Source organism: Clostridium polyendosporum, from assembly GCF_018332455.1.
GTDB lineage: Bacteria > Bacillota > Clostridia > Clostridiales > Clostridiaceae > Clostridium_AY > Clostridium_AY polyendosporum.
The window spans coordinates 20,814-33,354 of sequence record NZ_BOPZ01000006.1 but is presented as its reverse complement, the minus strand read 5'-3'; the positions used below and the strand labels follow the sequence as shown (position 1 = coordinate 33,354).

The window sequence follows — 12,541 nt, the reverse complement described above, 5'->3', positions numbered from 1 at the left end:
TTTTCTTATGAGATGCCCTTCTGAATTCTACTTTCATATTAACCTAGTATTGAAAACTCTATCAAGATTTAGCTTCCTAATTCTTATTTCTATTTCATTAACATTAGTAGTATATAAACCTACTTCCTTCATTCTCTTAAAGTACTCTGCCCCTGTGAAAGTATATCTGTTCATTCTTCCTTCTCTAGCAGCAGCCTTTTCATTTACATAAGCATTAAGTCACCTATAACAATAGATCTTGGTAATATCAAAAGCGGCATTCCTAAAGCAAGCCTTACGGCGTTTTTACTCCTAATTTAACTAGAAGAACTTTACTAAGTAAAATCCTTCTAGTTTTCTTTACACAAAGAGCTGCATATCTGAATTTAAAGCATCCTCTAAATAGTCTGCGGCAGTTATAACTTCAAATTCTGGGATAAACTCTTCTTGTTTAAACCCCATAACTTCTACAGACATTTTACATCCATAGAATTTAACTCCTTTTTTTCTTGCTCCTTTTAAAAAGTCTATAAGTCTTGGAGCTTCTGCATCTTCCATCATTTCCTCAAGCATTGCCTTACCTATACCAGCTATGTTCATTTTTGATAAAGGAAGTTCCTCTGGTCCTTTAGGAGTCATTGTACTAAACATTTTCTCATACGCTGTCTTATCTTCTAACGTCATTTTTTCAGGGTCTCTTAAAATGAACAGCCCCCAAAAAGCACAAAATATAGTTACCTCAACACCAAGTTCTCTTGCAGCATTTGCAATAGTTAGCACTGCTAATGCTTTATCATATTCTCCACTGAAAAGAAGCAAGTTTAATCTTTTACCCTTTACATCGTTATGATGCAACATAATCACCACCTTTATTTAAAAGATGACACAAAAAGCTGAAAATTATTCAAGTTACTAAAACGTAATATAAGAGTATTATGACTAAACTTGCTAAATTTCTTACTTGTTCTATGTTTTTTATAATTATATAATTTAAGGTAGTTATTTAAACTTACGTAAAATTTAAAGTTAGAGGAAAACTATAATGGACGAACAATATTATGAAAAATTATTTAATATAAAAACCTCAGGGGAACAAAAAATCTTTAATGAATCAATGCATTATAATCGATATGAACCAACCTCATACTCTGCATTAGAAATATTATCTAAAAAATATATATTTACAGCAGAAGATTGTATAGTTGATTTTGGGTGTGGCAAAGGAAGGCTTAACTTTTACATAAATCACTTTTTTCACTCCACTGTTACAGGTATAGAAATGAATACCTTTTTCTATAAGAAAGCTGTTGATAACAAAATAGATTATTTAAAAAAACATAAAAAGAAAACAAATAGTATTAATTTTTTAAATTGCTTTGCAGAAGAATATAATATAAATCCGTCAGATAATAAATTTTACTTCTTTAACCCTTTTTCTATACAAATATTTATAAAGGTAATAAGAAATATTTTAATTTCTGTGGAAGAATATGAAAGAACAGTAGATGTTATATTATATTATCCATCAGATGATTATATATACTTCCTAGAAAACAATACCTCATTTGTACTTTTGGATGAAATAAAATTACCTTATTTATATGATAATGATCCTCGTCAGAGTTTTTTAGTGTATAGACTAGATTTTAAATGAAATCATGCGGAGTAGACTTTAAAACCGCTGCTAAACTTTTAGACTATTATATTAAAGAATCTGTATTATTTACTTTATAAAATTTTGAAAAGAGGCTAAAGATGAACCATTTATTTATTATTAATCCAGCTGCCGGTAAAGGAAAAGGAATTAAATATGCTGAAGTTGTAAGAGAATATTTCAGGCATAAGGAAGATCCTTATTATATAGAATTTACAAAAGGACCAGGTGATGCCGAAAGGATAGCAAGAGAATATGTGACCACTAATAATTACAGGGTGTATTCAATTGGCGGTGATGGAACTTTAAATGAAGTTTTGAATGGTATAGTCAACAGTTCAAGCAGTCTTGCTGTAATTCCTTCAGGAACCGGAAACGACTTTTTCAGAAATATTGATGCCAGCTCTGACGAAAGCCTGCTGTACAGAACTATAAAAGGAAAAGAAAAATACATAGATATTGGAAAAGTAAATGGCCGTTATTTTTTAAGTGTTGCATCTGCGGGAATCGATGCTGAGGTTGTCTTTAATTCGGACAGATTCAAGAAGCTACCTCTTTTTAATGGCATGTCAACTTATGTGGCGGGAGTTTTTTATACTCTATTCAAATATAAAAGCTTTAAATGCAAAATAAGTACTGACAAGGGGGACTATCATAAGGAAACCTTGTTATTGGCTGTTGCTAATGGCAAGTATTACGGTGGAGGAATGAAGATTGCTCCATTAGCTGAGCTCAATGACGGATATCTTGATATTTACCACATTGATAAAGCTAATCCATTCAGAATTATTTTCTTGTTCCCCAAGTTAATTAAAGGTACACATGAGTCAATAAAAGAGGTTACCTATTCTAAATCAAAAAAAGTTAAAATAAATTCTCAGGAAAGCTTCCTTTTGAACATTGATGGCGAAATTTTCAGGACAACAGAAGCGGCTTTTGATATTATATCTGATGGAATCAAACTGGTTTTCCCGTTAAAAAAGAATGAAAAGAACTAAGAAAAAGTTAAAAAGACTGGATCCTGTTCAATACAGGATCCAGTCCTCTGTATAATCCTTAAGTAAAGGGCATCCCTTTTCTTTATGGGATGCCCCTCTGATGAAATATCAAATTTTCACTTACTTCTGCAATCGTCATGCGCTTTCACCTCCTTATATCCAACATTATAATACTTGGAGTTGACTCTAAGTTAAGAGTAAACCCCCAAAACACGCTCTGCGAGTTTCTCACGATTGACGTACAGCAACCAAACAGAAATAAACCTTTACTTGGATTCCAAACAGCTAGTAAAGTTTCTACAATTTCATTCTGACAACTTTGTCCCTAAAAGCTTTATTCAAAAATCTCTTATTTGTTTCCAATTAGCTTTAAAGCAAAATCTAAAACTTTTTCTCCATTCATCATACCGAAATCTACAGTTGGTATTACTTCTATTGGTACTTCTGCTTGTCCACAAATTTTCTTAGAATTTGGAAGAGTATATCCTACTTGTGGTGCAAGCAATGCTAAATCTAATTTATCTAAATGGTCTAACATTTGATGTTCTGGAAATGCTTCAATATCTACTTCTATCCCTTTTACTTCTGCTGCTTTCTTCATTCTTGGTACTAACATACTTGTTGACATTCCAGTTGCACAAAATAATCTAATTTTCACCATAATTGATACCTCTCAAAATTTTATAATTTATTTTTTTTATGTTGTTTTTAATTTTAAGCTTGTCTTTCTTTTCTTATTTGAATTATTTCTTTTATTAGATTTTTTTCTGACATGCAAGTCATTAAATGATCTTGAGAATAATCCTAAATATATACGAAGCTTGACTAAACTACTTAAGATAGCAACTTAGTCACATATCCACAGTTAAATAAGTTCTTTTTTAAAATTGCATTTTCGTAGACTTTAATTTTATAGTCGTATTTGACTTATAGCTTATTAATTATACTAGCATTATACGCTGCACCAAATCCATTATCTATATTTACTACACTAACACCACTTGCACAACTATTTAACATTGACAATAAAGCTGCAATTCCTCCAAAGTTTGCTCCATAGCCAACACTTGTTGGAACTGCTATCACAGGTTTGTCCACAAGGCCGCCTATAACACTAGCTAAAGCTCCTTCCATTCCCGCAATCGCTATAACAACTTTTGCTCCTCTAATAACATCTAATCTTGAAAAAAGTCTGTGTATACCAGCAACACCAACATCAGTTATTTTTTCAACTCTATTTCCTAATATTTTAGCAGTTTCAAATGCTTCTTCTACAACAGGTAAATCAGAAGTACCTGCTGCAACTATCGCTATATAACTCTCTGTAAGAGGCTGTTCCTTTTTCTTAATAATTATTGTTCGTCCAAGTTTATTATATTCTGCTTCTTCACATATTTCCTTTACTGCATTATACATTTCTTCATTAGCCCTAGTTCCTAATATATTATTATTTTTTGTAAGCATAAATTTAATAATATCTCTAACTTGATCTACTGTCTTTCCTTCACAATATATTACTTCTGGATAACCAACTCTAATTTCTCTATGATTATCTATTTTAGCGAAACCTAAATCTTTAAAAGGTAAATCTTCTAATCTTTCAAGAGCTTGCTGTACGTTTATTTTATTATCTTTAACACCTTCTAATAAAACTTTAATTTCTTCTTTATTCACTAGCTTTATCCTCCTAAGATTCTTATTAACTATTTATTACACCCTTTAAATTTAATCTTAGCAATCTTTTTATTTATTTTGCTCATCTAAATTTTTCATTATAGTTTCATTGAAGCTCCCTACTCTATATCCTTGTAAGTCTAATGTTACATACTTAAATCCGCATTCTTTTATATTTTTAGCAATAGTATCTAAAAGCTCTTCATCAAACAATTTACTTCTGTCATTTCTGCTTACTTCAACTCTTGCTAAATCTCCATGACATCTTACTCTAACAGCTCTAAACCCTATACTCATCATATATTTTTCTGCATTTTCAATCTTCTCAAAATCTTCTACTTTTAATTCATTTCCATAAGGTATTCTTGTCAAAAGACAAGCATATGGTGGCTTGTCCCAAGTATTAAGTCCTAATTCTTTAGAAAAAGCTCTTATCTCTGCTTTAGTTAATTTGCATTCTAAAAGTGGACTTTTTACTTCTAATTCCTTTAATGCTTTAAGACCTGGTCTATAATCACTTATATCATCAAAGTTAGTTCCATCAATTACGCAATCATACCCTTGTCTCCTAGATAAATCTAATATCATATTAAATACTGCTGTCTTACAAAGGTAACATCTGTCTTCTGGATTATATTTAATTGATTCAATAATTGGAGCTTCTATAATTTCATGCTTCACTCCTAATTCTTTAACTAATTCCTCTGCTTCTGCTATTTCCCACTTTGGAATATATGGTGATAAGACTGTCACTGCTTTTACATTATCTCCAAGAGCTTCTTTTGCTACTCTAAGTAAAAAAGTACTGTCTACTCCACCTGAAAATGCTAAAACTACTTTTCCTAAACCTTTGAGATATTTTATTAATTCATTATACTTTTCATTGCTTATCACTTATCTTTGCACCCCTCACCCATAACATTAATTTAAATCTTGTTTATAAACAGCCTTATATACCTTATCTATAGATATATTTTTTTCTTTTGCTATAGTCTTGCATTCTTCATATTCTGGTTTATATTTTACTAGCTTCCCTTTATAATAAGATTTCTTTATTGTAATATCTCCATACTCTGTTTTTACTTTTGAAAATTCTCTACTTAGCATTATTTTTTCAACCTTGTACTTTCTAACACCTATTGACGTAGTTTCTTCAAAAATAACTTCTAAAACATCCTTTTCAACTTTTTCATTAGTTAACACACTTAATTTTATCCCTGGCCTTCCCTTTTTCATAAATATAGGTGTTTTAAATACGTCTAAGGCTCCTATTTCAAAAAGTTTTTCTTCTACATATCCATAAATTTCTGGATTCATATCATCTATGTTAGTTTCAAGTATATACTGCTCTCCTACTTTTTCAGAACTTTCCTTCTCACCTAAATATACTCTTAAGGCATTTGGAATTTCTAGATCTCTATGACCTATTCCATATGCTATCTTCTTAATTGAGAAATCAACCTTTTGAGTAAATTCTTCAACGTTTGCCGCGAGTATTGCTGCCCCAGTAGGAGTGGTCGTTTCAAATTGTACGATTCCAGCATTTATAGGAATATTCTTTAAAATTTCTGCTGTTGCAGGAGCTGGTACTGGCATAAGACCATGAGCGCATTTAACAAATCCTCCTCCAACTTGAACTGGAGATGCAATAATTTTATCTACTTTTAAATAGTCTAAACAAATAGCTGCTCCCACCATATCTACAATTGAATCAATAGCTCCTACCTCGTGAAAATGTACTTCATATAAGGTTTTTCCATGAACCCTTGCTTCTGCTTCTGCAACCTTCATAAACATATTTAAACTAAGTTTTTTAACTTTATCACTTAAATCACTTGAGTTTATTATTTCCTCTATATCCTTCAAGTTTCTATGATGATGCTCGTGGTTGTGAACATGCCCTTCGTGACTACATTTATGACTATTATTATCTTCAGCATGATGCTTCTCTTCATTACTATTTTGATGAGAGTATTCATGGTTATGCTCATGAGTATATTCATGATTATGCTCATGTAAAGCCTGCTCTGAAATATGTGTCTTATCATTTAATTTGTCTTTTAATATAACGTCTACCCTAGTTCCTGTTATTCCAAGCTTCCCAGACCTTTCAATTTTTATTTCATATTCAGAATTTAAGTTAATTTTTGAAAGTTCTTGCATTAAATATTCTTTAGGAACTCCTAAATCTATTAGTGCCGCTAAATTCATATCACCACTTATTCCACAGAAACAATCGTAGTATAAAATCTTCATGTTTATCACTCCTTCTCACCGTTTGAATTTTAAATGCTATCTTGTCCAACATTTAATACTGTTAAGTTATATGATGTTATATTTTCTTAGAAAATCTTGATTATTTATAATATTTTTATATTTATCGTCTCTTATTATTTTATGATCTTCTGAAAATACAATAGCTCTATTAAAAACACCTTCTATATATTCAAAATCATGAGTTGCACAAATTATAGTTTTGCCGCTTTTATTCAGATCTATTAACAGTTCTTTTAAAAATCTTTTTCCTTTTGGATCTATTCCATTCATTGGTTCATCTAAAGTTATTACTTCCGGATTCATAGCTAAAACACTAGCAATTGCAACTCTTTTCTTTTCTCCTCCGCTTAAACTATACGGATGTTCATCTTTTAACTTATCTATATTAAGAAGATTAAGGCAATCATTTACTCTTTTATTTACTTCTTCCTCTGGTAGTTCCATTTGCATAAGTCCAAATGCCAGTTCTTCAAAGACAGTAGAACAAAATAGCTGGGCATCAGAATTTTGAAATACAAATCCTAATCTTTTATGAAATAACTTTAAGAACTTAATATCCTTTAATGTATGTTCATTTATTTCAGTATTATCAAATATATACTTGCCCTTGCTTGGAAAAATAATTGCGTTTAATAGTTTTAAAAAGGTTGACTTTCCGCTTCCATTTGGACCTATAATGGCTACAGATTCTCCTTCTGCTATACGGACATTTACATTATCAAGAGCTATTTTATTCTTGTATGTAAATGAAATATTCTCTAATTTTATCATCAATAATTCTCCTTAATTTGTTTAGTAAGGCATATTGTTTTTTAGAATATACTTGATTATAAGTATGTAAACAAACTAACCAAGAATATATTTATTGCCAAATATACATAGTCCACTTTCTTTAATTTTAAATTTACTTTTGTAGTATATTCTCCTACAAAGCCCCTACATTCCATAGCATGGAACATCTCTTCACTCATTTTATAAGACTTTACGAATAAATTTCCCATAATTCCTGTGAGAGAATTATATTTATTAGGAGTTATACCAACTGATCTAAGTTTTAATGCATATAACAGGTTAATAGAATGTTCGCCTAGAAGAACAATATATTTTATGGTTATATCCATAATCCATATAAATATATCTGGTATAAATAGTAATTTTAATGATTTACTAATTTCACTCCATTTAGTATTATGAGATAACAAATTCATAAGCAGTATAGTTATTATTAATTTTTGAAAAAGCAATAAACTATTATATATGTTTCCATAAAGCATAGATGGTATTAATGCTATTAAAGTTATTAAAGGGAACATAAAACTTTTAAACAGTATCCTTTTCATTAATTTGGTTTCCATAAGAAAAAGATTAATTAACACATATATATCTATTATCAATAGGTATATAAAACTTCTTGAAATAGATACACACAGTATCATTATTATAATGCTTGCAACCTTTAAGATTGGATTTATTGAATAAACTAATCTATCCTGATTTTTATTTTGTCTAATTATCGAAATTATCTTAATTAAAGAAAAAATACTTTTTTGAATGTATACGTTTTTTTCTTCCTTTGGAATGTAATTATCTTTTACTGAAAGCCATTCTGGAACCATTTAATCTCCTTTTAGGCACATGAAAAAAATAATAGACCAAAGATGCGACGTATATTTTGTGTCAGACAAGGAAACATAATCAGCTCATAGTAGAACTATGTGCAGATTATGTTGACGCAGTATGACGCAAAATAGACTAACATACTGGTCTATTATTTTTTGATTGTGCCTTATTTCTCTTCAAATTTATTTTCCCTAAAACCTTAAAAGTACTTAAAATTATTATTACGCCAATTAATGCTGATAGAATATATCCAAAATATTCATTTAAAAATTTCAAACCATAATCTGGAATTGGAGAATTAAATTGAACTCCTTCTTCCATTCCCTTAGGTACAAATCCTATAAGATTCTTGATTTCTTTTGAGCCCCATTCTCCCCAGGCAGTTCCATTTGCTAAAAGCCCTAAAGGAGTAGATAAAATGAGAATTCCTATTATAATGTATAAAAATTTTATTTTGCTTACTTTTTCTCTGTATATTACATCTGGTGATGCCTTTTTTATATAGCTATACGCCCCCATAGTTACTATTCCTTCCAAAATTCCAACTACTAATAAATGAGGTATCATCATAGCTGGAATAGATATAGCTAAACCATAGGGACTATATAGTGGTAATCCTAAAAAATCTTTAAAAAGTAATGGCTGAATACCAAACTCAACTGCAGTAAATAAAGCTGCCATATTAACAGAAATATATCCTCCTAGAAATGCTCCAATATATTCTCCTTTTTCATTTCTAAATAATTTTTTTGTAAGTTTGAATAAATAAAATGCTGTAAATGGCATTATAAAAGCCATATTAAAACAATTTACTCCTAATGCTAAAATTCCTCCATCTCCAAAAAACAATGCTTGAATTGCAAGAGCTATAGTAACTGCAAAAACAGCAGAATAAGGTCCAAGCAAAATAGCGACAAGAGCACCACCAACAGCATGTCCTGTAGTTCCTCCTGGGAGAGGTATATTAAACATCATAATTAAAAATGAAAAAGCTGCTGCCACTCCAAGAAGAGGCATTTTCTGTCTTGTTATTTCAGCTTTTACCTTTAAACTTGCTCTTCTCCATATAGGTAGCATAGCAACTCCAAAAGTAGCGCAAGTTGAAGGACTTAAATAATTATCAGGTATATGCATAAAGTTATTCCTCCTTAGAAGCCTCTAAACAACTAAATATTTAACTATAATTTTACCGTAATCTATACATTAACTGGTCGCACAACAGATCGTAGTTTCCACCTTTCCTCGGACTTGAAGATAATATCTATACTGTTTTACTATACAAACTAATCCTCCGGTCTTCTTAGTGTTTTTTCTTTTTCAACTATTAACTGTTCATATCTTACAATTTTATAATCCAGACGTCCTAGTGTTTTTTTCATATCTTCCATTCTTGCTATAAGATCCTTACGCTGCTCGATTAAGATTTCTTTTCTAGTCTCAATAGTTTCATCCCCCTGTTGAACCAGCGTAACATACTCAATCAAGACTTCAATTGGAAGACCTGCACTTCTCATACATTTGATAAAGTTCACCCACATGCAGTCTTCTTCCGTATACTCCCTGATTCCGCTTTTATTGCGTTTCACACTGGGAATCAACCCGATTCGTTCATAATAGCGGAGTGTATCCTGCGAAAGGTCAAATTTTTTACTTACTTCTGCAATTGTCATACGATTTTACCCCCTTTTTTAATATTATAGTACTTAGAGTTAACTCCAAGTCAACAGTTTTTATATAAGATCACTAATCCATGCTACTTTAAATTAGTATCTTTTTCTCGTCCATTAAAAAATGACTGCCTTTTCAAAGTGCAAAACAGCAGTTCCGCTATTCATAACTACCAATATATAAAAAAATATGCACAATAACGCTGGTAAAATTATCATGCATATTTTTAAAACTCTATATCTTTTTGTGGAATTCTAAAATACGTGATCTATTTTTCCACCTTTAAGTGGTTCGATATTATCAAATGCATATTTTAATCATCCTATTCCAGCTTTGTGATTTTCATCTAGATAATTATATTGAATTTGGCAGAATGACTAATCATAATAATCAACTATTTCTTTAAATACATCTCCATTTTTATTTTTATTATCATTAGATACTAAATCATTTTAAAAAAACAATCTATAATAACCCCTGTTGTAAATGCAAACAGCATAGTAAATAACAAGTAGAGTATAAAGCACCTAACACCAAGAACGATTTTGACAGCTCCAAGGTTTGTAATTTTTGTTGCAGGCCCAGTAATCATAAACGCTGCGGCAGACCCCATGCTCATACCCTTTTGCAACCATCCTTGTAGCAAAGGAATCGTTCCCCCGCCGCACACATATAGGGGTACTCCTATTGTTGCCGCCATTAATACACCAAGCCCCCGTTGACTACCAAAAAGGCCAATAACTGCCTCAGAAGGTACATAACGTTGAAACAGTGCCGAGAGAGTAATACCAACCAGAAAATATCCCCCTGTTGCCTTGACATTCCTCCAAATGTTTTTTAGTAGTCGTAACAACAAATTAGGGTCGGTATCGCGATTTGTTGGTTCTGCAAAACCAGAAAAATTGAAAAAGTTCTTATTCTGGTAAAAGAACCGAACACAAAGTCCTGCCACGATACCACAAATAAAACATGAAGCAAAACGTATGACTAGCGCTGTCCTACCGAGAGCAGCGCTGTAAATGATAAGTTGAGGATTTAGCAAAATGGAGCTCATCATAAACGCAGCGAGCCAATCATCTCTCATTCCCTTTCTAGAAAATGAGGCGGCGATGGGTATGGTTCCATACATGCAAAGAGGAGAAGCAATCCCAAGCAGACTTGCCGGAACCACTCCAAAAACTCCAAGATGTTTGTTTTGCATTGCGGTAAACAGCGTGTGGATTTTATTCTTACCAAATACTGAAATCACCGAGCCCAAGAAAATACCAAACGCCCAATATGATGCAATTTGGTCAAATTGAACGCTAAAATAGAACCAGAAATATATGAGTTCTCGCCTGATAATATCAATCATTCAACTTCACCAGCTCATATTTTTGGCTGCCAAGGCCAATCTCCTCAGCATGGTCCAGCGTGTGTGTGCCGTTTCTGGATTCAATGCGCTCTACCAGATCCTTCCCGTCGGATGCCGCATAAACGAGATCCACGCAGGCCTTGTCCAGCGCCACCGGGTCTAAAGACGCAAGAATGCCAATATCTTTCATTGTAGGGGCGGCGGGGCTTGAGTCGCAGTCGCAATCAACAGAGAGATTGTTCATCACGCTGATATACAAAATATTTTTGCCTTTGTTGTCCTCAACAGCTTTTGCAGCTTCTGCCATAGACTCCAGGAAATCGTTCTGCGGGGTGTTCATGGCAAAACCGGTGGTTGATTTTCCTGCACTGTGAATCAGGCTTTTGCCGTTAGAAGATCCAATACCGATGGACATATTCTTGATTGCCCCTCCGAAGCCGCCCATGGCGTGGCCTTTGAAATGGGAGAGGATTATAAAGAAATCATAGTTTTTAAAATGGGAGCCCACTAGATCTTCCTTCAGATGGCTTCCATTTTTGACAGGCAGGCTGATGGAACCATCCGCGTCCATAATGTCTACATCGGCAATAGCGGTAAACCCATGATCTTTAGCAACTTGCAGATGCATTGCCGTATTGGCGCGGGAGCCGCCGTAAGCTGTGTTATTTTCGACAATTGTTCCGTTCACAGACTGGACAAGGTCTTTTATGAGATTTGGATTAAGGTAGTAAGTATCGCCTGCCTCGCCCGTGCTGAGTTTCACGGCCACCTTGCCAGTCGCCTCACGACCTAGCGTTTTATAAACATCCATCAACCCCTTAGAACTGATATCGGTTGTCATAAAAACTTTTGGTACTCCATCCGCTGCTTTGTCTGAAGAAGCCTTTGTTTGAGGAGACTCCTCATTCGAACTGTTAACCACTTTAGATGATTCAGAAGCATTATCTGATATGCTTCTTTGAGTGTTGCTGCATCCTGTAACGAAAGAAAGCAACAAACTGGTGGTTAATATCATAGTAATCAATCTTTTGGTTTTCATTTCATACTTCCCCCCCTACTTCAACAATTTAATGTTTTCTTTAATATTCACTTGAAATAAATTCTAATTTGTACTTTGCTTCAGATAATCCTACGGGTATATCTATAGAGTTTTTATCTACCTCCTAAAACCTCCTCTTATTCCTAATTGCGGACATTTAATAATGTTTGCTCATTGAAAATTATCTTATGGATATAGTATAAATACCAAATATTAAAATTTTCTTATGAAATATCTTAAGAATTCTTAATTTTTCCAAAACTCTATATATCTAGCAA

The 12,541-nt window shown here is 32.5% G+C and carries 13 protein-coding genes and 1 pseudogene; 2 read left to right on the top strand and 12 right to left on the bottom strand.

The window, feature by feature from the left end; translation table 11 throughout:
* Positions 1 to 33 precede the first annotated feature (33 nt).
* Together CPJCM30710_RS17765 and CPJCM30710_RS05030 are read right to left on the bottom strand one after the other, a co-directional pair.
* A pseudogene (locus tag CPJCM30710_RS17765) lies at positions 34 to 284 on the bottom strand (FAD-dependent oxidoreductase); the annotation flags it as partial.
* Positions 285 to 339: 55 nt separating this feature from the next.
* Positions 340 to 837, bottom strand: a complete 498-nt coding sequence (locus tag CPJCM30710_RS05030; RefSeq protein WP_212903090.1) for a DsrE/DsrF/DrsH-like family protein — start codon at positions 835 to 837, stop codon at positions 340 to 342.
* Positions 838 to 1,021: 184 nt separating this feature from the next.
* Here CPJCM30710_RS05030 and CPJCM30710_RS05025 point away from each other — a divergent pair, with 184 nt between their 5' ends.
* Both CPJCM30710_RS05025 and CPJCM30710_RS05020 read left to right on the top strand, forming a co-directional pair.
* Positions 1,022 to 1,633, top strand: coding sequence for a class I SAM-dependent methyltransferase (locus tag CPJCM30710_RS05025; RefSeq protein ID WP_212903089.1), 612 nt, complete (start codon positions 1,022 to 1,024; stop codon positions 1,631 to 1,633).
* 101 nt (positions 1,634 to 1,734) lie between these two features.
* Positions 1,735 to 2,631, top strand: coding sequence for a diacylglycerol/lipid kinase family protein (locus CPJCM30710_RS05020; RefSeq protein WP_212903088.1), 897 nt, complete (start codon positions 1,735 to 1,737; stop codon positions 2,629 to 2,631).
* 349 nt (positions 2,632 to 2,980) lie between these two features.
* Here CPJCM30710_RS05020 and CPJCM30710_RS05015 read toward each other — a convergent pair whose 3' ends face one another.
* From CPJCM30710_RS05015 to CPJCM30710_RS04965, 10 genes are all read right to left on the bottom strand, one after another.
* Positions 2,981 to 3,292, bottom strand: a complete 312-nt coding sequence (locus CPJCM30710_RS05015) for a PTS sugar transporter subunit IIB (protein ID WP_212903087.1) — start codon at positions 3,290 to 3,292, stop codon at positions 2,981 to 2,983.
* Between the two features lie 266 nt (positions 3,293 to 3,558).
* Positions 3,559 to 4,305, bottom strand: coding sequence for a nickel pincer cofactor biosynthesis protein LarB (gene larB / locus CPJCM30710_RS05005; protein ID WP_212903086.1), 747 nt, complete (start codon positions 4,303 to 4,305; stop codon positions 3,559 to 3,561).
* Between the two features lie 69 nt (positions 4,306 to 4,374).
* The gene (gene larE / locus CPJCM30710_RS05000) at positions 4,375 to 5,199 is read right to left on the bottom strand and encodes an ATP-dependent sacrificial sulfur transferase LarE (RefSeq protein WP_212903085.1); all 825 of its coding nucleotides are present in this window, start codon (positions 5,197 to 5,199) and stop codon (positions 4,375 to 4,377) included.
* Positions 5,200 to 5,226: 27 nt separating this feature from the next.
* Complete coding sequence (larC, locus tag CPJCM30710_RS04995) at positions 5,227 to 6,561, bottom strand: nickel pincer cofactor biosynthesis protein LarC (protein WP_212903084.1); 1,335 nt, start codon at positions 6,559 to 6,561, stop codon at positions 5,227 to 5,229.
* Between the two features lie 66 nt (positions 6,562 to 6,627).
* Positions 6,628 to 7,353 carry an energy-coupling factor ABC transporter ATP-binding protein gene (locus tag CPJCM30710_RS04990; RefSeq protein WP_212903083.1) on the bottom strand — a complete coding sequence of 242 codons (726 nt, stop codon included), beginning with the start codon at positions 7,351 to 7,353 and terminating at the stop codon, positions 6,628 to 6,630.
* 56 nt (positions 7,354 to 7,409) lie between these two features.
* Positions 7,410 to 8,198, bottom strand: coding sequence for an energy-coupling factor transporter transmembrane component T family protein (locus CPJCM30710_RS04985; RefSeq protein WP_212903082.1), 789 nt, complete (start codon positions 8,196 to 8,198; stop codon positions 7,410 to 7,412).
* Between the two features lie 136 nt (positions 8,199 to 8,334).
* Positions 8,335 to 9,336 (bottom strand): cobalt transporter CbiM, encoded by a 1,002-nt coding sequence (cbiM, locus tag CPJCM30710_RS04980; protein WP_212903081.1) that lies wholly within the window; start codon positions 9,334 to 9,336, stop codon positions 8,335 to 8,337.
* Between the two features lie 149 nt (positions 9,337 to 9,485).
* The gene (locus tag CPJCM30710_RS04975) at positions 9,486 to 9,872 is read right to left on the bottom strand and encodes a MerR family transcriptional regulator (RefSeq protein WP_212903080.1); all 387 of its coding nucleotides are present in this window, start codon (positions 9,870 to 9,872) and stop codon (positions 9,486 to 9,488) included.
* A gap of 440 nt (positions 9,873 to 10,312) precedes the next feature.
* Positions 10,313 to 11,224, bottom strand: coding sequence for a permease (locus tag CPJCM30710_RS04970; protein ID WP_212903079.1), 912 nt, complete (start codon positions 11,222 to 11,224; stop codon positions 10,313 to 10,315).
* The gene (locus CPJCM30710_RS04965; protein ID WP_212903078.1) at positions 11,217 to 12,263 is read right to left on the bottom strand and encodes a DUF362 domain-containing protein; all 1,047 of its coding nucleotides are present in this window, start codon (positions 12,261 to 12,263) and stop codon (positions 11,217 to 11,219) included. Before CPJCM30710_RS04965 ends, CPJCM30710_RS04970 begins: the two co-directional genes overlap by 8 nt.
* Between the last annotated feature and the right edge of the window lie 278 nt (positions 12,264 to 12,541).

Bases quoted from the DNA above. Each gene is read 5' to 3' on its own strand.
- CPJCM30710_RS05030 (WP_212903090.1), bottom strand. From the start codon at position 837: ATGTTGCATCATAACGATGTAAAGGGTAAAAGATTAAACTTGCTTCTT.
- CPJCM30710_RS05020 (WP_212903088.1), top strand. From the start codon at position 1,735: ATGAACCATTTATTTATTATTAATCCAGCTGCCGGTAAAGGAAAAGGA.
- CPJCM30710_RS04965 (WP_212903078.1), bottom strand. From the start codon at position 12,263: ATGAAAACCAAAAGATTGATTACTATGATATTAACCACCAGTTTGTTG.
- CPJCM30710_RS04970 (WP_212903079.1), bottom strand. From the start codon at position 11,224: ATGATTGATATTATCAGGCGAGAACTCATATATTTCTGGTTCTATTTT.
- CPJCM30710_RS04985 (WP_212903082.1), bottom strand. From the start codon at position 8,198: ATGGTTCCAGAATGGCTTTCAGTAAAAGATAATTACATTCCAAAGGAA.
- CPJCM30710_RS04990 (WP_212903083.1), bottom strand. From the start codon at position 7,353: ATGATAAAATTAGAGAATATTTCATTTACATACAAGAATAAAATAGCT.
- CPJCM30710_RS05025 (WP_212903089.1), top strand. From the start codon at position 1,022: ATGGACGAACAATATTATGAAAAATTATTTAATATAAAAACCTCAGGG.
- larC (WP_212903084.1), bottom strand. From the start codon at position 6,561: ATGAAGATTTTATACTACGATTGTTTCTGTGGAATAAGTGGTGATATG.
- CPJCM30710_RS05015 (WP_212903087.1), bottom strand. From the start codon at position 3,292: ATGGTGAAAATTAGATTATTTTGTGCAACTGGAATGTCAACAAGTATG.
- cbiM (WP_212903081.1), bottom strand. From the start codon at position 9,336: ATGCATATACCTGATAATTATTTAAGTCCTTCAACTTGCGCTACTTTT.
- CPJCM30710_RS04975 (WP_212903080.1), bottom strand. From the start codon at position 9,872: ATGACAATTGCAGAAGTAAGTAAAAAATTTGACCTTTCGCAGGATACA.